19 protein-coding genes are annotated in these 22,190 nt (G+C 64.1%); 12 read left to right on the forward strand and 7 right to left on the reverse strand.

From position 1 onward, the window contains the following. Positions 1 to 10 precede the first annotated feature (10 nt). The gene (locus P5W99_RS15665) at positions 11 to 3,241 is read right to left on the reverse strand and encodes a transglycosylase domain-containing protein (RefSeq protein ID WP_434663692.1); all 3,231 of its coding nucleotides are present in this window, start codon (positions 3,239 to 3,241) and stop codon (positions 11 to 13) included. A 328-nt stretch (positions 3,242 to 3,569) separates the two neighbouring features. Between P5W99_RS15665 and P5W99_RS15670 the strand changes: the two genes are divergently transcribed. Then, a complete protein-coding gene (locus P5W99_RS15670; RefSeq protein WP_421026105.1) occupies positions 3,570 to 3,902 on the forward strand; it encodes a hypothetical protein in 333 nt (110 codons plus the stop codon). A gap of 201 nt (positions 3,903 to 4,103) precedes the next feature. Next, positions 4,104 to 4,373: a hypothetical protein gene (locus P5W99_RS15675; protein ID WP_421027040.1), complete on the forward strand. Its 270-nt coding sequence runs from the start codon at positions 4,104 to 4,106 to the stop codon at positions 4,371 to 4,373. 113 nt (positions 4,374 to 4,486) lie between these two features. Here P5W99_RS15675 and P5W99_RS15680 read toward each other — a convergent pair whose 3' ends face one another. After that, on the reverse strand, positions 4,487 to 5,209 hold the full coding sequence (locus tag P5W99_RS15680) for a response regulator transcription factor (RefSeq protein WP_421026106.1): 723 nt from the start codon (positions 5,207 to 5,209) through the stop codon (positions 4,487 to 4,489). Positions 5,210 to 5,430: 221 nt separating this feature from the next. Here P5W99_RS15680 and P5W99_RS15685 point away from each other — a divergent pair, with 221 nt between their 5' ends. Further along, on the forward strand, positions 5,431 to 6,951 hold the full coding sequence (locus tag P5W99_RS15685; protein WP_421026107.1) for an MFS transporter: 1,521 nt from the start codon (positions 5,431 to 5,433) through the stop codon (positions 6,949 to 6,951). Here the strand turns inward: P5W99_RS15685 and P5W99_RS15690 are convergent. From P5W99_RS15690 to P5W99_RS15700, 3 genes are all read right to left on the reverse strand, one after another. Then, positions 6,948 to 7,217, reverse strand: a complete 270-nt coding sequence (locus P5W99_RS15690; RefSeq protein ID WP_421026108.1) for a hypothetical protein — start codon at positions 7,215 to 7,217, stop codon at positions 6,948 to 6,950. The genes P5W99_RS15685 and P5W99_RS15690 overlap by 4 nt on opposite strands. 80 nt (positions 7,218 to 7,297) lie before the next feature. Continuing rightward, positions 7,298 to 7,729 carry a DoxX family protein gene (locus P5W99_RS15695; RefSeq protein ID WP_421026109.1) on the reverse strand — a complete coding sequence of 144 codons (432 nt, stop codon included), beginning with the start codon at positions 7,727 to 7,729 and terminating at the stop codon, positions 7,298 to 7,300. A gap of 266 nt (positions 7,730 to 7,995) precedes the next feature. Then, the gene (locus P5W99_RS15700; RefSeq protein WP_421026110.1) at positions 7,996 to 8,157 is read right to left on the reverse strand and encodes a hypothetical protein; all 162 of its coding nucleotides are present in this window, start codon (positions 8,155 to 8,157) and stop codon (positions 7,996 to 7,998) included. A 230-nt stretch (positions 8,158 to 8,387) separates the two neighbouring features. Between P5W99_RS15700 and P5W99_RS15705 the strand changes: the two genes are divergently transcribed. The 7 genes from P5W99_RS15705 (at position 8,388) to P5W99_RS15735 (ending at position 18,640) form a co-directional block, all read left to right on the forward strand. Beyond that, positions 8,388 to 9,233: a helix-turn-helix domain-containing protein gene (locus P5W99_RS15705; RefSeq protein WP_421026111.1), complete on the forward strand. Its 846-nt coding sequence runs from the start codon at positions 8,388 to 8,390 to the stop codon at positions 9,231 to 9,233. Between the two features lie 487 nt (positions 9,234 to 9,720). Next, positions 9,721 to 13,527 carry a nitrate reductase subunit alpha gene (locus tag P5W99_RS15710; RefSeq protein WP_434663697.1) on the forward strand — a complete coding sequence of 1,269 codons (3,807 nt, stop codon included), beginning with the start codon at positions 9,721 to 9,723 and terminating at the stop codon, positions 13,525 to 13,527. Then, positions 13,524 to 15,047, forward strand: a complete 1,524-nt coding sequence (gene narH / locus P5W99_RS15715) for a nitrate reductase subunit beta (RefSeq protein WP_434663700.1) — start codon at positions 13,524 to 13,526, stop codon at positions 15,045 to 15,047. Before P5W99_RS15710 ends, narH begins: the two co-directional genes overlap by 4 nt. Then, on the forward strand, positions 15,048 to 15,746 hold the full coding sequence (gene narJ / locus P5W99_RS15720; protein ID WP_421026114.1) for a nitrate reductase molybdenum cofactor assembly chaperone: 699 nt from the start codon (positions 15,048 to 15,050) through the stop codon (positions 15,744 to 15,746). A gap of 52 nt (positions 15,747 to 15,798) precedes the next feature. After that, complete coding sequence (narI, locus tag P5W99_RS15725; protein WP_421026115.1) at positions 15,799 to 16,482, forward strand: respiratory nitrate reductase subunit gamma; 684 nt, start codon at positions 15,799 to 15,801, stop codon at positions 16,480 to 16,482. 20 nt (positions 16,483 to 16,502) lie between these two features. Continuing rightward, the gene (locus P5W99_RS15730) at positions 16,503 to 17,300 is read left to right on the forward strand and encodes a peptidylprolyl isomerase (protein ID WP_434663702.1); all 798 of its coding nucleotides are present in this window, start codon (positions 16,503 to 16,505) and stop codon (positions 17,298 to 17,300) included. A 23-nt stretch (positions 17,301 to 17,323) separates the two neighbouring features. Then, positions 17,324 to 18,640, forward strand: a complete 1,317-nt coding sequence (locus P5W99_RS15735; RefSeq protein ID WP_434663704.1) for an MFS transporter — start codon at positions 17,324 to 17,326, stop codon at positions 18,638 to 18,640. A 23-nt stretch (positions 18,641 to 18,663) separates the two neighbouring features. Here the strand turns inward: P5W99_RS15735 and P5W99_RS15740 are convergent, their stop codons facing one another. Further along, positions 18,664 to 19,122, reverse strand: a complete 459-nt coding sequence (locus P5W99_RS15740; RefSeq protein WP_421026118.1) for a universal stress protein — start codon at positions 19,120 to 19,122, stop codon at positions 18,664 to 18,666. Positions 19,123 to 19,773: 651 nt separating this feature from the next. Between P5W99_RS15740 and flhD the strand changes: the two genes are divergently transcribed. After that, positions 19,774 to 20,094 carry a flagellar transcriptional regulator FlhD gene (gene flhD, locus P5W99_RS15745; RefSeq protein WP_175195331.1) on the forward strand — a complete coding sequence of 107 codons (321 nt, stop codon included), beginning with the start codon at positions 19,774 to 19,776 and terminating at the stop codon, positions 20,092 to 20,094. A 10-nt stretch (positions 20,095 to 20,104) separates the two neighbouring features. Continuing rightward, positions 20,105 to 20,707, forward strand: a complete 603-nt coding sequence (gene flhC, locus P5W99_RS15750) for a flagellar transcriptional regulator FlhC (RefSeq protein WP_421026119.1) — start codon at positions 20,105 to 20,107, stop codon at positions 20,705 to 20,707. A gap of 119 nt (positions 20,708 to 20,826) precedes the next feature. Here the strand turns inward: flhC and P5W99_RS15755 are convergent, their stop codons facing one another. Further along, positions 20,827 to 22,152, reverse strand: coding sequence for an Nramp family divalent metal transporter (locus P5W99_RS15755; RefSeq protein WP_434663708.1), 1,326 nt, complete (start codon positions 22,150 to 22,152; stop codon positions 20,827 to 20,829). Between the last annotated feature and the right edge of the window lie 38 nt (positions 22,153 to 22,190).

A 22,190-nucleotide genomic window follows, 5' to 3' on the forward strand; every position in this document is an offset into this window, starting at 1 on the left:
CGGCGCTGCGTTATTTCATGCTCGCCTTCACCTGAACTGATTCGGCATCCGAATAAGCGCCGTGCGCCGTGCTGGCCCCGCCCGCGGCCACGCGTGGGTGCGCAAGCGGCAGGCTCACGCGTTGCACAGCGCCTGTCTGCCGATCGATCAACGTCATCTCCTGCGAGCCGGTTCCAGCCCTCATCTTGCCATCCGGCGCGCCCTTGTCCTCCAGCAGCGGTTGCAGCACCGGCGCGAGCGACTTCAGCAACTGCACTGAAAGCGCGCTCGTGAACGAGTAGCGGGCCGCATAGGGCTCGTGCACCCACGCAGTGAGCGTGCCGTAGAAACGATCGCCGATGACGAACACGAACGTCGCGCAGCGGTTCACCTTGCGCGACTCGATCAGGCGGGCGCCCGGCGCATACACGTTAAAGCGCTGATCGCCCGTGCCGGTCTTACCGTAGACCGGCAGCGTCTTGCCGCCGGGGAACGCCATGCCGTCGGCGAGCCGCTTGGCCGTGCCGCCTTCCACCACCGAAGCCAGCAACTCGCGCGCGACCTGCGCGATTTCCGGCGAGATGAGCGGCTGCGGCGGCGTGGCAGCATGCACGAAGCGCGTTTCGTACGGTGTGCCGCGCGCGAAGTCGAGCGATTCGAAGCTATGCGTCGGCAACTTCTCGCCGTTGCTGGAGATGAGGCCGATCAGATAAGCGAGCGCCGAAGGCCGGTCGCCCGACGCGCCAATCGCCGCGCCATACGAAGGCGTGATGTTGTCGAACGGGTAGCCGAGCGCACGCCACGACTTGCCGATCTCGGCGTACGCCTTCATTTCGATCATGCGGCGAATGCGCCGGCTCTGTGTCGCGTAATAGCGCGTCTTGAAGAGCCACTTGTAGGTATAGAGGCGCACGTCGCGGCTCTGCGCCTGGATCTGCGCGAGCGTCGCCTCGGGGTGCGTGTGCAGGTAGTTGAGCAGCCACAGTTCGAGCGGATGAATACCTGCGATATAGCCGCGGTCGTTGAGATTGAATTTGTCGATCGCATACTTGTTGTAGTACCCGGCGAGATCGTCGTCGCTGAGCCACTGGAACTTGGTGTTCTTCAGTTGCGCGCGCATCTGCGCGTTGAACCACGCCGGGTCGCCGTCCGGGTTCGCGCTGCGCAGCACCGTCGCGATCCGCGCAGGCCCCTTGCGCGTGTGCTTGAGCAGGATCTGCAGCGCCTCGTCGTTGCTCTTGCCCGCGTAGCGCATGTAGAAGCGCTTCATGTAGACCTGGCTCTCGCCATCGGCGAACTGCGTGAGGTAGTGGTTGCGCACCGCCGGATCGTCGAGGTAAGCCGAGGGCGGCCCCGACACCTGGATCATCTCGTAGTGGACGATGTCGCGCATGAGCCGCACGAACACGAGATTCACCGAATGCTGGAACGCGCTCTGCACGGTGAGGATCTGCGCGTTCTCGCTCGACTCGAAATTGGTGAAGCTTTGCGCGCCGCCGCCCGTGTAGAAGGTCTCGCCCGGATTCGCGGAATATTTGCGCTGCACCGCCGCTTCGAGCATCGAGGGCAGCGAATGATCGCGCGTCGTCGAGAGATAGTCGAGCGCCCAGCGCGTGAGCGCGTCGCTCGGGTCGACCTGCGGGATCATCGCGCGCAGCGTCTTGGGATCTTCGTTGGCGTACTTCGAGTTCAACGCGCTCACGATCTGCAAATATGTGATGAGCGTGCGCAGCTTCGCAGTCGAGCCGAGATTCAGCCGCGCGCCGGAATTGATGTCGAACGGCTGGTTCACGCTGTCGGTCTGCACGCGCACGACGTTCTCGTTGCCGCGCCGCTCGAACAGCGCGAAGCTATAGGCGATCTTCGACGGATCGTCGGCGGGCGTGAGCATCTTGTCGCCCACCAGCCCCGCCGCGCGCGCGCCGTCCTTGGTCGCCGCATCGGCGAGCCGGTCGTTCACAGCCTGCTGCACGGCGTCGTCGAGCGTGGACGTGGCGGACAGATCGAGACGGTCGAGATCGTAGATCGTCTTCAGCCCTAGCGACTGCATCAATTGCGTGCGCATCGTGAGCACCGTCTTGCGCTCAACGTAGGAGGCCGGCGCGCGCGGCTTGGACTTCGTGCGATCGAGCGTGAGCTGCGTCGCGAGCGCGGCGTCGCGCAGCGCGGGCGAAATCACGCCGCCGCTGCCGAGCAGGCGCAGATAGCTGTCGGTGAGCTTGGCAAGCGCGTCGTTGTTCTTCTGCAGGAAATACGAGGGCGCGCGCTGGGCGATCAAGAGCGAGAGCACCTGGCGGAATGCGAGCGCCTGCTCGTCGAGCGTCGTTTCCGACACGGGCTCGCGCAGAATGCGGTTGACGTCGCGGAAGTCGCGCCCGTACCAGGCCGCGAGGCCGTCACCGAGACCGTTGACTTCGCCCACGCCAGCCTTCGCCGAGAGCGGCACGGAATTCAGGTAATGCACGAGAATCTGCTGGCGCGCGGGCATGGTTTGCGGGCCGTCGAGATAGGCGCGCACCGAGGCCGACGCGATCTGGCGCAGCTTCTCGGGCGGCGTCGCGGTGCGCCCGCCATCGGAATGGCGGAACTTCTCGATTTGCGTGGCGAGCGTGCTGCCGCCCGGCGTGTGCTGATGCCGGTTCACGAGCCGAGCGCCCTGATCGACGAGTGCGCGGCTAAAGCGCCCCCAGTCGATGGCCGGATTGCGGTTCGGCTGATCGGCGGCGAGCAGGTATTTGTCTTCGATGAAGAGCAGCGAGTCGCGCACGAGCGGCGGCACGGCGTCGAAGTTCTCGTAGGTGCGCTGCGGATAACGCGTGTGGAACAGCGTCGCGCCGTTCGTATCGCGCAGCACGATGCCGGCCTGGTCCTTTTCTTCATAAGGGAGGAAAAGGCCTTCGTCGGCGAGCGCGATCATGCGCGCGGAATCGCGCGCCTGCGCTGCCACGGTGAAGCCGCGCTGTTCGAGACGCGCGGTGAACGCCGGCAACTGGGCATAACCAAGCCGCACGTCGTAAGGGCCATTCGTCGTGGGGAAGCGAATGCTGTGGCTCTGCCCCGGCTCGACCGCGAAGCCGATGTCGCGCGTGAGTTCGGAGAAATAGCGCGCCTGAAGTCTTGACGTATCGATTTCGATCTGGACGATGCGCACCAGGATAGCGATGGCAACCAGAATCGCGAGGACGAAACCCCATTTGATCCACCGCCAGACCGAACCGGCATGGGTGGCAGGAAGAGGAAAACGGACCGACGGGCGGCTCATGGTTATTCTCCCTGACGTCGCGCCAGATCGCGGGTACACCGCTGAGATAGTCTATCTCGCCTGGGTGATTCGTGGGCGGCCGTATCGCGCTGCGGCGACGTCAGTCGCGTGCCCGCAACAGCCATGCCCGGCGCGCAGGGCCCCCTGCACAGCCGAGCCCGAATCGCTACTCGTGTTTCCACTGTATGCGGGCTGTGTGTCGCGCGCATGGCGTTGGCCCACGGACATCGCACGACGCCGGCACGCGATGTGCTGCCGCTATAATCTTCAGTTCCTTGTCGCTCGCGGCCGCCCGTTCCGGTCGCCCACCCGGTCGCAAACGAGACATATGAAGAAACTTGCCGTACCCCTCGCCCTTTCGCTCAGCCTCGGCGCTTGCGCCTGGTTCCAGGGCAATCCGGATTCCGGCCAGCCCGTCATCGATTCCACGACCAACCGGTCGGTTCAGGATGTCGTCTCGTGCCTGACGGCGCAGGCCACCAGGCACGGTGTGAGCTTCCAGACGAGCGCGCTGCCGCAGGGCGAAATGCTCGACTTCGGCGATTCGAACATCATCAAGATTCGCGCCGACAACGGCACGACCACCTATCGCTTCTACCCCGGCAAGCGTCATTCGGGGAACCTGTGGATCGAGAGCGCGAGCAAGACCTGCGCGCCCTGAGGCAACGTGTTTTGCGCCACGCAGCGCAAGCCTGCTTAACACGCGCTTACGGGCGCGTTCAAATTGATTACGGGCTGTAACGGCATGTAGTACGGCGACATATCGCCAGAAGCGGGATTTAAGAATCGCTTAAGTCTTCGTCCGCATCATCGCCTCACCCCGGAAGAAACGCAGCAGGAGATGCCCGTGGACTGGACTGGATTGAAGAAGCATCAAGCAGCAACCGAAGCGCGGCCGGCCAGGCCCGCGAAGCGCACGATACTGCGGCGCCTGCTGAGCCATCACGAGCTCGCCACGCTGCTGCTGTTGCTGCACGCGCCCATCAATGCAAGCGCCAAGCCCGAGATCACCACGCTGCGCGAAGCCGGTCTCGTCGAGCAAGTGCCCGGCGACACCACCGCGGGCGACGCGCTGATCCGCCTGACGCCCGAGGGCAATGCGGTGCTGCAGGGGCTCGGCATCGCGCGCTGATACTGCTCACAAGCGGGCGCAAGCAAGAAATAGCAAAACGGCGGCACGCCAAAAGCGTGCCGCCGTTTTTCATTGGCCAGTGACGCGAATCACTCCGTCATGGGTGCCGTGCATCACGCCGCCGCGAGTTCGTCGAGCGACACCGATTCGTCCTGCAAGCGCAGCAACCGGTAGCCGCTCTTGTAGACGGGCTGCAGACGAAAACCGTTGTGCTCTTCGATCTCCAGCAGCACGCGCAGGCGCGAGACATGACTGTCGATGGTGCGCGTGAGCGTATGCAGCTCGCGCCCCCAGACCATCGCGTAGATATGATCGCGCGAGAGTACGCGGCCGATATTCGCGAAAAACAGCGAAGCGAGCCGGTACTGCGTGCCCGACAATTCGACGGGCTTGCCATGCACCGTGACGGTCTGGCGGCGCATGTCGAAGTGATACGGGCCGACCTCGAGCGCCACGTTGTCGTAACGATCCGGAAAGGCGCGCCGCAGCAGCGCATTCACGCGCGCGCGAAACACCGACGGACACACCGGCAGACTCACGTAGTCGTCCGCTCCCACCGAGAACGCGCGCACGACGCTCTCGTCCGAGTCGTCCTCGGAAGCGAACAGCACCGGAATCTGATTGCCGTTCACGGCGCGCACCGTCTTCAGCAATTCCGCGCCCGAAAGACGCGATCCCTGCCAGTCGAGCACGAGCATGTCGACGGTGGACGCGGCCAGCGCCTTGGCGAGCGTGATGCCGTCGCTGAACGGCATGCATGCGTGGCCGCTTTGCGTGAGCGTCCGCTCGATCAACCCGCGCTGGCCAGCGTCGCGCTGGAGAATTGCGATGCGCATAGAAACCTCCCTTTTCCGAACAAAGCGCGAGCAATTCTGTGGAGATGTGCAAAGGCAGCCCATAAGAGGACTCTGAATTGCAACCAGGAGCGGGTAATTCCTGCGACGTCGGCGTGAAGACCTGACAGGCCCGCTGCCGAGACGATGGCAGGCGCCGCCATGCTTCGATCTTTCACGTCGCACTGAAACGTCATGGCGGCCCGCGTTCTAAGATACGTCGCATGAATACGCCATCGGCCCCTTCGCCCCGCTCCCCATACTTCACGCCCGCGCTCATGCGCGTAGTGGGCACCGTGAGCGTGGGCTTCGTCGTGACGCAACTCGACGTCACCATCGTCAACATCGCGCTGGCGCGCATCGCTACCGACCTGCACGCGAACGTCGCCGGGCTGCAATGGATCGTCGACGCCTACACGCTCGCCTTCGCCGTGCTGATGCTCTCGGGCGGCGTGCTCGGCGATCGCTACGGCGCGCGCCGCATGTACGCGGCCGGGCTCGTGATGTTCGCTCTCGCCTCGTTGGCCTGCGGGCTCGCGGCCAACCCGGCCTTGCTGATCGCGGCGCGCGCGCTGCAAGGCGCCGGCGCGGCCGCGATGCTGCCCAACTCGCTCGCGCTCCTGAACGAGGCCTGCCGCCACGAACGCACGCTGCGCGCCCGTGCCGTGGGTTTCTGGACCGCCGCCGGCGCGATTTCGATCGCCGCCGGACCGATTGCCGGCGGCCTGCTGATCGCCGCCTTCGGCTGGCGCAGCATCTTTCTCGTCAATCTGCCGCTCTGCGCGGCAGGCCTCGCGGCCACGCTGGCGTGGATTCCTGCATCGCGCAACGCAAGCAGCGTGGCTGCGAACGCCCCGGCGCAGCGCCCGCGCAGCCTCGACCTGCGCGGCCAGTTGCTTGCCGTCGTCGCCCTCACGGCGTTCACCGGCGCGGTGATCGAGTGGCGGCCGCTCGGCTTCGCGCACTGGGCCGTGTGGGGCGGCTTCGTGCTGGCGCTGGCCGCAGGCGCCGCGTTCGTCACGCTCGAAGCGCGCATCGAAGCCCCCATGCTGCCGCTCGCCATGCTGCGCAACCGCATCTTCAGCACGGCCGTGCTATTCGGCGTGTGCGTGAATCTGACCTACTACGGCACCGTGTTCGTGCTCGCGCTGTTCCTGCAGCATGCGCGCGGCCAGTCGCCGTTGCAGGCCGGGCTCACCTTCATCCCGCTCACGGGCGGCTTCCTGCTCTCCAACATCGCGAGCGGACACGTGGTCGCGCGCTACGGCACGCGCTTGCCGATGATCGGCGGCGCGCTGGTGGCGGGGCTCGGCTATGCGCTGCTGATTCCTGTCGATGCGAACACGCCGCTGATCGCGCTGCTCGCGGCGTTTCTGCTGATTCCCGGCGGCATGGGACTCGCGGTGCCGGCCATGACCACGACGGTGCTGGCCTCGGTCGAACCGGCCCGCGCGGGCACGGCATCGGCATTGCTCAATACGGCGCGCCAGGCGGGCGGCGCGGTGGGCGTGGCGGCGTTCGGCGCGCTCACGGGCAGCGGCGCGGCGGCGCAGGTCGTGAGCGGCCTGCACGCGGATACGGCAATCTCGGCCATGCTGCTTCTGGTGGCGGCATGCCTCGCCTGGAGCATGCGCTCGGACGCGACGGCCCCTGCCACTCTCAACGTCACGCACACGAGCGCACCGCGCCGGGGAAAACGCGCATACGAATCAGGCGTGGAAGACAACGAAGCCGCGCGCGGCTAGAGCGACGCTTCCTGAATTGCACCCGTGCTCAGCGCACGTTCGATCAGCCCTTCGGTTTGCGCCTTGCGAATGGCATGCGCGATCAGCCGGTCGGGCTCCTCGAGTTCGGCCTTGAGTGTGCCGAGCAGCCCCGAGGCATCGAGTATCACCAGCGTCTTCGCGGTATCGGCGGTGCTGATCAGCACGCGGCGCGTGCCGTCCTCGGCCAGGCTCGCGCAGAACTGCCCGGCCCGGCCCCCCACGTTGAATTCGAAGTGTTCTATCACAGCGGGCTCCCAAGTTTCCTGGTGGATCTTGTTCGTTATAGGCGTGCCGCATGTAACGGTGTGGGCAACCGGGCTAGCCTTCAGCCCCGCAGCCCGCTGCGCGGCGCACGCAGCCCATCGAAAGAAGCACGTCCCGCGCCCGTTACCGCGAGCAGCAGGAACCCGCCCGCGATCGCGATGTTTTTCCAGAAATGCACGACCGCGTCCTGTTGACGCGCGGCCTCGGTGATATTCCAGAAGTCATGCCCAAGTACCGCCGTGACGATGGTGTAAGCGGCCAGCACGAATGCCACGAAGCGCATGCGCACGCCGAACACGAGCGCGAGTCCGCCGAGCAACTCCACTCCGGTGGCAACGGGCGCCATGAATTGCGCATAAGGCACGCCATGCGCATGCAGATAAGCGATGAACCCCGCGTACCCCAAAAGCTTCATGGCGCCGCCCCATAAAAACAGAATCGCGAGCGCAATTCGGGCGATGAAGATGATCAGGGAATCCGCGGGACGTGTCATGAAGGGCTCCGATATGCAATATGGCAGTGACATCGGTCTCTTCCTACAGTTCCCTACTTAATGGATTACGCGTATATCAACAGACAGATCGGCGGACCGCGAGTCAGCGCCCGAGAACGAAACCGACATCGGGCGGCAGCAGTCGCCGCCCCGGCAGATATTGATTTGCACTGCCATCTATGTGGCAGCCGGAAACGCCCTTGCGGCGCCCGCGATCCGCGTTTACCCGCACGCGCTCGCCTTCGGAGACCGGCTTGCTGGCACGCTCAATGCTTATGACGCATGCCGTGTCCGCGGTGTGCGTCGAGCCAGCGCGACACGCGCTCTTCGAGCACGCCCCGGCTATGGCGCGACACGGCCCAGATGGCGGCGCTCACCACCACCATCACGATCGGGCCTAGCAGATAAGCAACAACCGTTTCCCTCATGGCCATCTCCTGTCGTTGGGACTTGGTGCTTTAGCGCTTGGTCCCACCCATGCAACGCCCGCCATGCTATCAACCAAATTGTGAGATATGAATTCTAGGCGAAACGCGGGGACATCGATAAGCGCCTTGCGCGAACGTCGCAAACATTTTTTCGCGCGGATTGCTTATGACACGGGACCATTACCTCACCGGTAATCGACCGGGCGCGTCTTTTCGCTAGAATCGGCCGCATGAACCCGCTCGCGAACGCCTTCGTGGCCTCCTCCGCCTTCCAGCCGGCCATCGGCACGGCGCGCCGCAGCGTGGGCGAGCTGTTGCGCGAATGGCGATTGCGCCGCCGCATGAGCCAGATGCTGCTCGCGAACGAAGCGGACATTTCCACGCGGCACCTGAGTTTCGTGGAGTCGGGCCGCTCGCTGCCCAGCCGCGAGATGGTCATGCATCTGGCCGAACGCCTCGACGTGCCGCTGCGCGAACGCAACGCGCTGCTGGTTGCGGCGGGTTATGCGCCGCTCTACCGGGAGCGCGCGCTCGACGACCCGCAGCTCGCGGCGGCGCGCGAAGCGGTCGAGCTGGTGCTGCGCGGCCACGAGCCCTACCCCGCGCTCGCGGTCGACCGGCACTGGAATATCGTGGCGGCCAATGCCTCGCTCGCGCCGCTCGTCGGCGACGCCTCAGCCGCGCTGCTGGCCGCGCCCGTAAATGCGCTGCGTCTTTCACTGCATCCCGAGGGCGTGGCGCCGCGCGTCGTCAACTGGCATGCGTGGCGCGCGCATCTGCTCACGCGCTTGCAGCGGCAGATCGAAGCGAGCGCCGATCCCACCCTCGTCGCACTCCACGACGAACTGGCCGCCTATCCCGCGCCGCCGCAGGCAACTCCCGCCAGCGCCGAGCCGGTTCAGCACGCAATTGCCGTGCCGCTGCGCATACGAACCGCGCTCGGCGAGCTATCGTTTTACAGCACGACCACCGTATTCGGCACGCCCGTCGACATTACGCTTTCCGAACTCGCGATTGAAGCGTTTTTCCCCGCCGATTCACAAACCGCACAAACGTTGCGCACACAATCAGTTTGAGACGCCATATAGATGGCGTGGTGCCTCGATTCAAAATTCGAGCCAAGCGCTAATTCAGATTTCCGACGTATTCATCAAGATCATGAAAACCGTTGCTTAATCGATTCGATGCGGATTTTGGAATTTTGTGCGACTCATCGCGTTCGACGGCTTCGATTCGTTGCGCGCGCCCCCTCGACCGCCCCCCGGGGGCTTCCCCAATCCCCTCTAGCAATCCCGGAAATTCCTCGAATAATCATTGCCACGCTATTCCCATAAAAATATAACGAAAACGATTCCAAACATTTAAACCCGACCATTCAAAAAACGGCTGAATACCCAATCGTGCACAATGACCGCGAGGGACCAGTATTCATTCAAATTGCATTGCATGCACGGTGCGTAAAAATCCGCATCGCCAATGGAATTTATTTCTTGCACTCTCTTTACTTCTTTACGATCTTCCCCTTAAATCACACCTGTCCCTGCCACAGTAGCTGGAGATGCCATGAGTCATTTTCTTGATCGTCTGCGTTACTTCACTACTGCCAGGCCGCAATTCGCGGACGGCCACGGCGCCGTGACCGACGAAGACCGCAAATGGGAAGACGCTTATCGCACGCGCTGGGCCCATGACAAGATCGTGCGCTCCACGCATGGCGTCAATTGCACCGGCTCGTGCTCATGGAAGATCTATGTGAAGGGCGGCATTGTCGCGTGGGAAACGCAGCAGACCGACTATCCGCGCACGCGCCCCGACATGCCCAACCACGAGCCGCGCGGCTGCTCGCGCGGCGCCTCGTACTCCTGGTACCTCTATAGCGCGAACCGCCTGAAATATCCGCTCGTGCGCAGCGCGCTCGTGAAGCTGTGGCGCGAGAAGCGCCGCACGCTCTCGCCCGTGCAAGCGTGGGCCGCCATCGTCGACGACGGCGAGGCGCGCCAGAGCTACCAGTCGCGGCGCGGCCTCGGCGGCTTCGTGCGCGCCGACTGGAGCGAAGTGACCGAGCTCGTCGCCGCGGCCAACGTCCATACGATCAAGCGACACGGCCCCGACCGCGTGGTGGGCTTCTCGCCCATTCCCGCCATGTCGATGGTCTCGTATGCGGCCGGCTCGCGCTATCTCTCGCTGATCGGCGGCGTATGCCTCTCGTTCTACGACTGGTATTGCGACCTGCCGCCGGCCTCGCCGCAAACGTGGGGCGAGCAGACCGACGTGCCGGAATCGGCCGACTGGTACAACTCCTCGTTCATCATGCTGTGGGGGTCGAACGTGCCGCAAACGCGCACGCCCGACGCGCATTTCATGGTGGAGGCGCGCTATCGCGGCGCGAAGATCGTGTCGATCTTCCCCGATTACGCCGAAGGCGCGAAGTTTGGCGACATCTGGCTGCATCCCAAGCAAGGCACCGACGCCGCACTCGCGCTCGCGATGGGCCACGTGATCCTGAAGGAATATCATCTCGCCGGCAAAAGCACATATTTCGCCGATTATTGCCGCCGCTTCACGGACATGTCGTGCCTCGTCACGCTCACGGAGCGCGACGGCCAGTACGTGCCCGATCGCTACCTGCGCGCCTCCGACTTCGCCGATTCTCTTGGCCAGACCAACAATCCGGACTGGAAGACCGTCGTGATCGATTCCGCGAACGGCGCGTTCGCGGCGCCGCTCGGCTCGGCGGGCTTCCGCTGGGGCCAGCAGGAAGGCGGCGACCTCGGCAAGTGGAACCTGCGCGAGGAAAACGCCCAGGGCGCATCGCTCGTGCCGGCGCTCTCGCTGGTCAAAGGCCACGATCAAGTGGTGGACGTGGCGTTCCCATACTTCGGCAACCTCGCGCACGCGCACTATTCGCATACCGATCATCAGTCGGTGCTGAGCCGCCGCATTGGCGTGCGCCGCGTGGCGACGCGCGACGGCGAGAAGCTCGTGGCCACCGTCTACGATCTCTTCATCGCGAACTACGGCCTCGATCAGGGCCTCGGCGGCAAGGACGTCGCGCAAAGCTATGACGACGACGTGCCGTACACGCCCGCATGGCAGGAAGCGATCACCGGCGTGAAGCGCGCCGACGTGATCAACGTCGCTCGCCAGTTTGCGGAAAACGCGGACAAGACCCAGGGCAAGTCGATGGTGATCATCGGCGCGGGCATCAATCACTGGTATCACATGGACATGGCGTACCGCGCCATCATCAACATGCTGGTGATGTGCGGCTGCGTGGGCCAGTCGGGCGGCGGCTGGTCGCATTATGTCGGCCAGGAGAAGCTGCGCCCGCAAACGGGCTGGACCGCGCTGGCATTCGCGCTCGACTGGAGCCGCCCGCCGCGCCACATGAACGCCACCTCGTTCTTCTACGCGCACACCGACCAGTGGCGCTACGATCCGATGAACCCCACCGACCTGCTCTCGCCGCTCGCGGACAAGTCGGCGTATCACGGCACGCCCATCGACTACAACGTACGCGCCGAGCGCATGGGCTGGCTGCCCTCGGCGCCGCAGCTCGGGTGCAATCCGCTCGAACTCGGGCGCGCGCTCGGCGACGCCACGCAGGCAGGCGCGGCAGTGGCGGGCAAGCTCAAGGACGGCAGCCTCAAGCTCGCCTGCGAGGACCCCGACAACCCCGCCTCGTTCCCGCGCAACCTGTTCGTATGGCGCTCCAATCTGCTCGGCTCCTCGGGCAAGGGGCACGAGTACTTCCTCAAGCATTTGCTCGGCACCACTAACGGCGTGCAGGGCGAGGAAGTCGCGAAGAATGGCGCAGAGCGTCCCGAAGAAGTCGTCTGGCACGATGAAGCGCCGCGCGGCAAGCTCGACCTGCTCTGCACGCTGGACTTCCGCATGTCCACCACCTGCATGTACTCGGACGTCGTGCTGCCCACGGCCACCTGGTACGAGAAGGACGACATGAATACGTCCGACATGCATCCGTTCATTCACCCGCTCTCCGCGGCCGTCGATCCGGCCTGGCAAGCGAAGAGCGATTGGGAAATCTTCAAGGGCATCGCGAAGCGCTTTTCGGAATTGAGCGTGGGCCACCTCGGCAAGGAGCGCGACGTGGTGCTCTCGCCCATTGCGCACGATGCGCCGGGCGAGCTCGCGCAGCCGTTCGGCGTCGCCGACTGGAAACGTGGCCAGTGCGAGCCGGTGCCGGGCAAGACCATGCCTGGGGTGACCGTGATCGAGCGCAATTACCCCGAGACGTATCACCGCTTCACCTCGCTCGGGCCGCTGATGGACAAGCTCGGCAATGGCGGCAAGGGCATCAGCTGGAACACCGAGGACGAAGTGAACGAGCTCGGCGCCCTCAACTATCGCTATCCGAACGAGCCGAAGTCCGGCGACGCCGCGGGCCGCCCGCGCATCGAAACCGCGCTCGACGCAGCCGAAACGATTCTCTCGCTTGCCCCCGAAACCAATGGCGAAGTGGCGGTCAAAGCGTGGGAAGCGCTCGGCAAGATCACCGGCGTGCGGCACGAACATCTGGCCGAGGCGCGTGCCGACGAGAAAATTCGCTTCCGCGATATCCAGTCCCAGCCGCGCAAGATCATTTCGTCGCCCACGTGGAGCGGCATCGAATCGGAACACGTGTCGTATAACGCGGGCTACACCAACGTGCACGAGCTGATCCCGTGGCGCACGCTGAGCGGCAGACAGCAGCTTTATCAGGATCACGAATGGATGCGCGCATTCGGTGAAGCCCTGTGCGTGTACAAGCCGCCCATCGACACGGGCAGCTACGCGCACATGGAAGGCACGCGCTCGAACGGCAATCCCGAGATCGCGCTGAACTTCATCACGCCGCACCAGAAATGGGGCATTCACAGCACCTACACCGACAATCTGCTCATGCTCACGCTCTCGCGCGGCGGGCCGATCGTGTGGATCTCCGAGAAGGACGCCGCGCAGATCGGCGTGGTCGACAACGACTGGATCGAGTGCTTCAACTCGAACGGCGCGCTATGCGCGCGAGCCGTGGTAAGCCAGCGCATTCCGCGCGGCATGGTGATGATGTACCACGCGCAGGAGAAGATCGTGAACACGCCGGGCTCGGAAATCACCGGCACGCGCGGCGGCATTCACAACTCGGTCACGCGCATTTCGGTCAAGCCCACGCACATGATCGGCGGCTATGCGCAACTGGCTTACGGCTTCAATTACTACGGCACGGTCGGCTCGAACCGCGATGAGTTCCTGCTCGTGCGCAAGATGAAGAAGATCGACTGGCTCGACAGCGAAGAAACGCCCGTAGGCAACCTGCCGTCCCCCGTCAATGCTCCAGTCAATGCGGCCGCCCGCGAAGGAGAAACGTCATGAAGGTGCGCGCGCAGATTGCGATGGTGCTGAACCTCGACAAGTGCATCGGCTGCCACACGTGCTCGGTCACCTGCAAGAACGTCTGGACGAGCCGCGAGGGCATGGAGTACGCGTGGTTCAACAACGTCGAAACCAAGCCCGGCATCGGCTATCCGAAGGAGTGGGAGAACCAGGAGAAGTGGCGCGGCGGCTGGGTGCGCAAGGCCGACGGCAAGATCGAGCCGCGCCAGGGCAACAAGTGGCGCCTGCTCGCGAAGATCTTCGCCAACCCGCATCTGCCCGAGATCGACGACTACTACGAGCCGTTCACCTTCGATTACGCGCATCTGCAGGAAGCCGGCAACACCAGGGCGATGCCGGTCGCGCGGCCGCGCTCGCTCGTGAGCGGCGAGCGCATGGAAAAAATCGAATGGGGGCCGAACTGGGAAGAGATTCTTGGCGGCGAGTTCGAGAAGCGCGCGAAAGACTATAACTTCGAGAACGTGCAGAAGAACATCTACGGACAGTTCGAAAACACCTTCATGATGTATCTGCCGCGTCTGTGCGAGCATTGCCTCAATCCGGCGTGCGTGGCCTCCTGCCCCTCCGGCTCGATCTACAAGCGCGAGGAAGACGGCATCGTGCTGATCGACCAGGACAAGTGCCGCGGCTGGCGCATGTGCGTGTCCGGCTGCCCCTACAAGAAGATCTACTACAACTGGAAAAGCGGCAAGGCCGAGAAGTGCATCTTCTGCTATCCGCGCATCGAGGCGGGACAGCCAACGGTGTGCTCGGAAACCTGCGTGGGGCGCATCCGCTACCTTGGCGTGCTGCTCTACGACGCCGACCGCATCGAGCAAGCCGCAAGCGTGGCCGACGAGAAGGACCTCTATCAGGCGCAGCTCGACGTGTTCCTCGATCCGTTCGATCCGGCCGTGATCGAGCAGGCCGCGCGCGACGGCGTTCCGCAGGCGTGGATCGACGGCGCGCAGCGCTCGCCGGTCTACAAGATGGCGATCGACTGGAAGATCGCGTTCCCGCTGCACCCCGAGTACCGCACGCTGCCGATGGTCTGGTACGTGCCGCCGCTCTCGCCGATCAATTCGGCCGCGAACAGCGGCGACCTCGGCATGAACGGCTACCTGCCCGACGTGGAGGCGCTGCGCATTCCGCTGCGCTATCTGGCGAATCTGCTGACCGCCGGCGACGAGCAACCCGTAAAGTTGGCGCTCGAGCGCATGCTCGCGATGCGTGCGTTCATGCGCGCGCGTCACGTGGACCGCGTCGATGCCACCCAGGTGCTCGATCAAGCGGGGCTTTCGCTGCATCAGGTCGAGGAGATGTACCGCTATCTCGCGATCGCGAATTACGAAGACCGCTTCGTGATTCCCACCACGCACCGCGAATATGCGGAAGACGCCTTCGATCTGCGCTCGGGTTGCGGCTTCACCTTCGGCAACGGCTGCTCGGACGGCCGCAGCGAGGCCAGCCTGTTTGCCCCCAAGACCGGCTCGCGCCGTATTCCGATTCAGGAGATCTGAATGTTTGCGCCACGCCCTCCCAATCGCCTCACGTTCCGGCTGCTTGCCGCGTGCCTCGAGTACCCGACCGAAGCGCTGATCAGCGCGCTCGACGAGGCGCGCGAACTCGTGCAAGGCGAACGCGCGCTGCGCGGCGAGACGCGCGAGCATCTGCTGCGCTTTCTCGACTATCTCGGCTCGCGCGACCTGCTCTCGCTCCAGGAGAACTACGTTGCGCTGTTCGACCGCGGCCGCGCCACCTCGCTGCATCTGTTCGAGCATGTGCACGGCGAGTCGCGCGAGCGCGGCCAGGCGATGATCGACCTGAAGCAGATGTACGAGCGCCATGGGCTGCTGCTCGGCCCCGCGCAGCTGCCCGACTACCTGCCGGTATTCCTCGAATATCTGTCGATCCTCGAAGCCGGCGAGGCGCGCTCGCTGCTCGGCGAAACCCTCTCGATTCTGCAGGCGATCACTGCCGAGCTGAGCCGCCGCAACAGCCATTACGCGTATGTGACGGGTGCGGTGCTCGCGCTCGCGGGCAACACCGAAACGGCGCTGCCTGAGGAGGCCCACGACGACGACGCGAACGCGCCGCACGACGGCCAGGATCTCGATGCGCTCGATGCCGCCTGGAGCGAGGAGCCGGTGAAATTCATGGGCAATGCGCAGCCGGCGGTGGCGCCCGTGGAGTTCCATGCGCGCCGGCCGTCGCGCTGAAAGCCGCACCTGTACACCGCGCGGCCTGCCGCGCATTCAGCAAGGAGCAGTCATGGGCCAATATTTCCACCAGTTTCTGTTCGGCATCTATCCGTACATTTGTCTGGCGGTGCTGCTGTTCGGCTCGCTGGTACGGTTCGACCGCGAGCAATACACCTGGAAGAGCGACTCGTCGCAACTGCTGCGGCGCGGCGCGCTGCGCGCCGGCAGCAACCTCTTTCACTGGGGCATCCTGGTCGTGGTGATGGGTCACTTCGTGGGCTTTCTCGCGCCGCACTGGCTCGTGGCGCCGTTCATCTCGGCGTCGGTGCACCAGCTGCTTGCGATGGTCGCGGGCGGCACCGCAGGCCTCTTCGCCATCATCGGACTCACGATGCTGATCGCGCGGCGCCTCGGCGATGCGCGCATCCGCCACAACAGCAGGACATGGGACATCGTGATCGTGCTGATGCTGTGGGTGCAGCTCGCGCTGGGACTCGGCACCGTGGTGCTCTCGGCGGGCCACATGGACGGCGCGATGTTCGAGCAGCTCACCGACTACGTGAAGGGCATCGTGACGTTCCGCGGCAACATCGCCGGTCTGCTCGACGGCGTGCCGCTCGTCTACCAGACGCACATCGCGCTCGGCTTCACGATCTTCCTCGTTTCGCCGTTCACGCGCATGGTGCATATCTGGAGCGGCATCGCTTCGGTGGCCTATCTGCTGCGTCCGTACCAGCTCGTGCGCAAGCGCTGAAACATCAAGGAGACCGGTCCATGAATGCCGATTCGCAAACCGTGGCGGACGCCGGACATGATGCGCCCGCTCGCGTGAACCATGTCGAAATCGATCTGAACGCGATCGCCGAGGAAAGCCGCCATCATGGCGACGACCCCGATCCGCAGCTCGCAGCGCGCCGCTCGCTGGTGGTGCGCGAACTGCTGCGCCAGCGCGCGGTGCAGCTCGAATTGATCGACGCCGCGAGCCCGCTCGACGACGACGTGCTCGAAGCGCTGCTCACGCGCGAGTTGCGCACGCCGGAGCCGACGCCCGAAGACTGCCGGCGCTTCTACGAACAACACCCCACGCGTTTCATCCGCAACGAGATCGTCTACGCGAGCCATATTCTCTTTGCCGTGACGGACCGCGTGCCGCTCGCGCTGCTGCGCCAGAAAGCCGAGGAAACGCTCAATGCGCTGCTGGCCGCGCCGGAGACCTTCGAGGCGCGCTCCCGCGAACTTTCGAACTGCCCCTCGGCGGGCGTGGGCGGCAGCCTCGGCCAGTTGATGCGCGGCGACACCGTACCCGAGTTCGAGAGCGCACTGTTCGACCATGCCGACGAAGGCCTGCTGCCGCGTCTCGTGCGCACGCGCTTCGGGTTTCACCTCGTGCGCATCGAGCGCCGCGTGGCCGGCGAGCCGGTCGCGTTCGAGGACGCCGCCGACGGCATCGCGCGCTTTCTTGCGGAGCGGGTCCGCCACAAGGCCATTCAGCAATACGTATCGATTCTGGCTTCCGAGGCCACGCTCGAAAATGCCGCCGTCGATGCCGCGGCGAGCCCGCTGGTCCAGTAAGCCAGGCAACCGAGGAAGACGTCATGAATCAGCGCAACATCCCGGCACGCAAGCCCGCGAATGCCGACGCCCCGCCTGTCACGGCCGACGCCAAAGCATGGTCCGTACTGTTCGTGAGCACCTTCGCGTTCCTCGTCTGCTTCGTGGTGTGGATGATGTTCGGAGTGATCGGCGTGGAGTTGCGCGACGAACTCAAGCTCAATAGCACCGAGTTCGGCCTGCTCACGGCCACGCCCGTGCTGACCGGCGCGGTGATGCGGCTGCCGCTCGGCACGTGGACCGACCGTTTCGGCGGGCGCATCGTCATGACGATCCTGCTGGTGGTCTGCGCAGTGCCGGTGTATATCGTCAGCTACGCCAATCAGTTCTGGCAATTCCTCGCGATTGGCCTTTTTCTCGGCTGCGTGGGTGCTTCCTTCGCGGTGGGCACGCCCTATGTCGCGCGCTTCTTTCCGCCCAAACAGCGTGGCTTCGCGATGGGCTTTTTCGGCGCGGGCACCGTGGGCGCTGCAGTCAATCTGTTCGTGACACCGGAACTCGAGAAGCTCTATGGCTGGCGCTTCGTGCCGCGCGCCTATGCGGTCGCGCTGCTGGTGACCGCCGTGATCTTCTGGCTCGGCTCCGCACGCGACCCCGGCGCGGGCAAGACGAACGGCTCGTGGCTCGACGCATTCAAGGTGCTCGGCGACTCCCGCGTCTGGCGCCTGTGCCAGTACTATTCGATCACGTTCGGCGGGTTCACGGCGCTTTCGCTGTGGATTCCTCAATATCTGAAAGCCGAGTACGGAATGTCGATCGTGATGGCGTCCGCGTTCGCGGCGGGCTTCTCGCTGCCCGGGTCGGTGTTGCGCGCGGTGGGCGGCGTACTCGCCGACAAGTTCGGCGCGCACAGCGTCACATGGTGGGGCTTGTGGGTCGCGTGGATCTGCCTCTTCATCCTCTCGTACCCAGCCACGGACTTCGTGATTCACACCATCGACGGCACCGAAACACTGCATATCAGCATGCCGCTCGCGGGCTTCGTCGCGCTCACGTTCGTGCTGGGGGGCGTGCTGGCGTTCGGAATGGCGTCGACTTTCAAGTATGTGGCCGACGACTTTCCCACCAATATGGGCGTGGTGACCGGCGTGGTGGGCCTCGCGGGCGGGCTGGGCGGCTTCCTGCTGCCGATCCTGTTCGGCGTGTTGCTCGACCTGCTGAAGATCCGCTCGAGCTGTTTCATGCTGCTCTACGGCGTGGTGTGGGTCTCGCTCATCCTGCTCTATATCGCCGAGGTCAAGCGCGCACCGATTCTCGGCGACAAAGCAGCCCGGCAAGCCGGGGTGCCCGCGCGCTCGTAGGCGCGCTCGCCTCACCCACGCACTCAGGCAGCCGCCGCTTCGGCGGCCTCCGGCGCCGTCACCACCAGCACGCTGCACGACACCCGGTCGAGCAGCTTGCGGTCGTCCCGGCCTTCCCACCAGCGCCTGAGCGGACCTCTGCGGTGATGGGCCAGCACGATGAGGTCGGCGTTGAACGACTCACTCGCGCGCGCGATCTCGTCTATCGCGCGGCCGACGGCGAAATGCCCCGTTGCCTCCAGCCCGAGTGCCTTCAGGCGCGCCACACCGTCTTCCAGAATGTCCTTCGCGGCCGCCTCCGCGGCTTCATAGGGCACCGCCGATGCAATGTCGGTGCCCCACTGCAGCGGCGACTGGTCGAGCACCGCGAGCAAATGCGTCTGCGCCCTGCATTCGAGGGCCAGATCCTTGCCCTCGCGCAGCGCGCGGCGCCCTTCCTGCGTGGCGTCGTAACACAACAGAATGCGGTTGAACGCGCCCATTTCGCTTCTCCCTGTCTCCCTGCTGCTCTGACGAGCTTGCCTGTTACATTATTTATATCACGTCATGATATAAGTTGACAGAAAAGCTCACTTACCCCGCAATTGCCCTGGTTGTGTAACCAAACCGTGTTACAAAGTCCGCCGCCGGAGTCCCGCCTGTCACATTTAGACATGACTCGTTACACAGGGTCGATACACCTGTTACAAGTTTATTGTCAGATGGATGGGGTTTGTAATGGGAATTTATTTCCGATTCGATCCAATTCTTTCAGCTCTATTACTTCAAAAAGCCCGCCAAAGTGTTTTTCGCAATCCATTTCGCATACGCACATGCCGTCCGAAAAAGTCCTTTTATTACGGCACCTTACGTGAAACTCCTTATCCAATAAGGGGAAACGCGATGCCAATCGGAGTCACTCCCCGGCAAACAGAAAAAATTACCGAATTCATTTGTAACAGACCGATTATTTTTTGTCACAGGGATTGATTTCTGAGATCTCCCCTCATACAATTCGCTCCAACATGTTACGAGTTGTAACGTGTTGTATCAAAAAGTCAGGCGCGCCACTCATGAGCGGGCCGACCAAGAGCCATAAAAGTTACAACGGCGCACAACGCCGGGGGGTTAATCGGGGCTTCGGAAAAGAGAAAATGGACCGCAGCAGCGAGACGCTGGATTCAATCCGCGAAATTAACTTGTCGTACCTGATGCTCGCGCAGCGCATGCTTCGCGAGGACAAGCCAGTCGGGATGTTCCGACTGGGCCTGTCGTCGGAACTGGCCGATCTGCTTTCCGGTCTGTCGCTCGCGCAGATCGTGAAGCTGGCCGCTTCCGACCAGCTCCTTTGTTTGTTCCGCTTCGACGATCACGCCATGCTGTCCGCGCTCACGCAGACAACCCGGCATGCCGACGTGGCGGCCACGCACACGGCCATCCTGCTTGCAGGACAGCCCGCTGTGCAGTTCGCCTGAGGAACGGGTCATGTCGACGAACCGGCGCAGCCTCACCGAAGACGCGCAAGAAGTCTTTCGTGCCATTGCGCTGATCGAACTGGGCGCACGCATGCAGGTGCTGGAGAGCGAGCTCTCGCTTTCGCGCGACCGCATGATCCGCCTGTATCGCGAGATCCGCGGCGTGTCGCCGCCCAAGGGCATGCTGCCGTTTTCGGCAGACTGGTACATGACGTGGCTGGCGAATATTCATGCATCGCTGTTCTACAACACGTACCTGTTTTTGAAGAATGAAGCGCGTTGCTCGCATCTCGACGCGCTCACCAAGGGGTTCCGGCTTTATCTGGAACACTGCAGCCACAGCGGGACCGAGCCGGTGCTCGATCTCACGCGCGCATGGACCCTGGTGCGTTTTTTTGATGCCGATATTCTGCAGATGACGCCTTGCTGCCGCTGTAGCGGCAGGTTCGTCGCGCACCGCCACGACTTGCAGCACAACGTCGTGTGCGGCGCATGCCAGCCGCCTTCGCGCGCGGGCAAGACGAAAAAGGCCGCTGCAGCGCGACGGGGCGCCGAGCAGACCGACCGCGACCTTCCGGAGCAGTTACCGGATGGCATTGCCGAGGCTGCATAAGCGTAGGAGACCAAAGATCCGGCGGGCGGAGCACGCTCAAAAACCGGACGCATCAAATCAGACGCGAAACCGTCCGGCGCTCGGAACGAGAGCCGGACGGCGAAGCGCCTTTCCCTTCTTCAGCTTCCCCTCAGCGTCCCCCAGACGAGCCAGGAATTTGCCGCCGTGATCACGGCGAAAAGCAGCCACGCAATCACGCGCGTGTGCAGCCGGTTCGCAAAATCCCCCATCAGCGCGCGATCGTTCGTCATGCGGATGAGCGGCCAAAGCGCGAACGGCAATTGCAGGCTCAACGCCACCTGGCTTGCGACCAGCAGCTTGCCCACCGCGCCATTGCCGAGCAGCCACACTCCCACGAAAGCAGGAATCAGCGCAAGCACGCGCGTGATGAGACGCCGCTGATAGCAGGGGATCTTCATCTGCAGGAAACCTTCCATTACGACCTGCCCCGCCACCGTGCCGGTGAAGGTCGAGCTCTGCCCGGAGGCCAGCAGCGTCACGGCGAACAGCGCGGACGCAACGCCGCTGCCCACCACGGGTGCGAGCAGCTTGTAGGCATCTTCGATCTCGGTGACCTGGTTGTGGCCGGTCGCATGAAAGGCCGCCGCCGCGAGAATCAGAATCGCCGCGTTGATCAGCAGCGCGAGCGTGAGCGAGCCGATGGTGTCGAGCCGCGACAGCCCGATAGCCTGCGCGAGGCTCGCGTGATCGCGCTTCACGGCGCGCGTCTGCACGATCGACGAATGCAGGTAGAGGTTGTGCGGCATGACGGTCGCGCCGAGAATGCCGATGGCGAGATACAGCGGCTCCTGCGACGAGACCGCTTGCCACGAGGGCAGCGCGCCCGCGAACACGGCGGGCCAATGCGGCTTCACGAGCGTCAGCTCGATCACATAGCCCAAGCCGATGGTGGCGATGAGGCCAGCCATGATTGCTTCGAGCGTGCGGAAATTCTTGCCCTTGAGGCCGAGCACGATCACGGTGTCGAACGCGGTGAGCACCACGCCCCATAGCAGCGAGCAGCCCAGCAGCAGATGAAACGCGAGCGCGCCGCCCAGCACCTCGGCCAGGTCGCACGCGATGATCGAGACTTCGGCCAGCGCCCACTGCCCGAGCGCAACCGGCCTGGCGTAGCGCGTGCGCGAAAGCTCAGCCAGATCGCGCCCGGTGACGATGCCAAGGCGCATCGCGAGGCATTGCAGCGCCATGGCCGCAATGCTCGACAGCATCACAACGAACAGCAACTGGTAACCGTAGCGCGAACCGGCCTCGATATCGGTGGCCCAGTTGCCGGGGTCCATATAGCCGATCGACACCAGCAAGCCGGGTCCGGCAAACTGCCAGAACTTCTTCCAGAATGGCGCGCGCGGCGAGACCTCCACGCTGCCCTGCACTTCGGACGGGCAAAACGGCGCCGTCGCCGTGGTCGGTAGTTTGAACTCCAACGGAACGTTCCTCGGGAAGCGGGCTGTCGCGCGCCCAG

It is taken from the genome of Paraburkholderia sp. A3BS-1L (assembly GCF_051125215.1).
In the GTDB taxonomy this organism is placed as follows: Bacteria; Pseudomonadota; Gammaproteobacteria; order Burkholderiales; family Burkholderiaceae; genus Paraburkholderia.

Excerpts from the sequence above, each read along its gene's own strand:
- P5W99_RS15665 (WP_434663692.1), bottom strand. The coding sequence starts at position 3,241 with ATGAGCCGCCCGTCGGTCCGTTTTCCTCTTCCTGCCACCCATGCCGGT.
- P5W99_RS15670 (WP_421026105.1), top strand. The coding sequence starts at position 3,570 with ATGAAGAAACTTGCCGTACCCCTCGCCCTTTCGCTCAGCCTCGGCGCT.
- P5W99_RS15680 (WP_421026106.1), bottom strand. The coding sequence starts at position 5,209 with ATGCGCATCGCAATTCTCCAGCGCGACGCTGGCCAGCGCGGGTTGATC.
- P5W99_RS15685 (WP_421026107.1), top strand. The coding sequence starts at position 5,431 with ATGAATACGCCATCGGCCCCTTCGCCCCGCTCCCCATACTTCACGCCC.
- P5W99_RS15695 (WP_421026109.1), bottom strand. The coding sequence starts at position 7,729 with ATGACACGTCCCGCGGATTCCCTGATCATCTTCATCGCCCGAATTGCG.
- P5W99_RS15700 (WP_421026110.1), bottom strand. The coding sequence starts at position 8,157 with ATGAGGGAAACGGTTGTTGCTTATCTGCTAGGCCCGATCGTGATGGTG.
- P5W99_RS15705 (WP_421026111.1), top strand. The coding sequence starts at position 8,388 with ATGAACCCGCTCGCGAACGCCTTCGTGGCCTCCTCCGCCTTCCAGCCG.
- P5W99_RS15710 (WP_434663697.1), top strand. The coding sequence starts at position 9,721 with ATGAGTCATTTTCTTGATCGTCTGCGTTACTTCACTACTGCCAGGCCG.
- narH (WP_434663700.1), top strand. The coding sequence starts at position 13,524 with ATGAAGGTGCGCGCGCAGATTGCGATGGTGCTGAACCTCGACAAGTGC.
- narJ (WP_421026114.1), top strand. The coding sequence starts at position 15,048 with ATGTTTGCGCCACGCCCTCCCAATCGCCTCACGTTCCGGCTGCTTGCC.
- narI (WP_421026115.1), top strand. The coding sequence starts at position 15,799 with ATGGGCCAATATTTCCACCAGTTTCTGTTCGGCATCTATCCGTACATT.
- P5W99_RS15730 (WP_434663702.1), top strand. The coding sequence starts at position 16,503 with ATGAATGCCGATTCGCAAACCGTGGCGGACGCCGGACATGATGCGCCC.
- P5W99_RS15735 (WP_434663704.1), top strand. The coding sequence starts at position 17,324 with ATGAATCAGCGCAACATCCCGGCACGCAAGCCCGCGAATGCCGACGCC.
- P5W99_RS15740 (WP_421026118.1), bottom strand. The coding sequence starts at position 19,122 with ATGGGCGCGTTCAACCGCATTCTGTTGTGTTACGACGCCACGCAGGAA.
- flhD (WP_175195331.1), top strand. The coding sequence starts at position 19,774 with ATGGACCGCAGCAGCGAGACGCTGGATTCAATCCGCGAAATTAACTTG.
- flhC (WP_421026119.1), top strand. The coding sequence starts at position 20,105 with ATGTCGACGAACCGGCGCAGCCTCACCGAAGACGCGCAAGAAGTCTTT.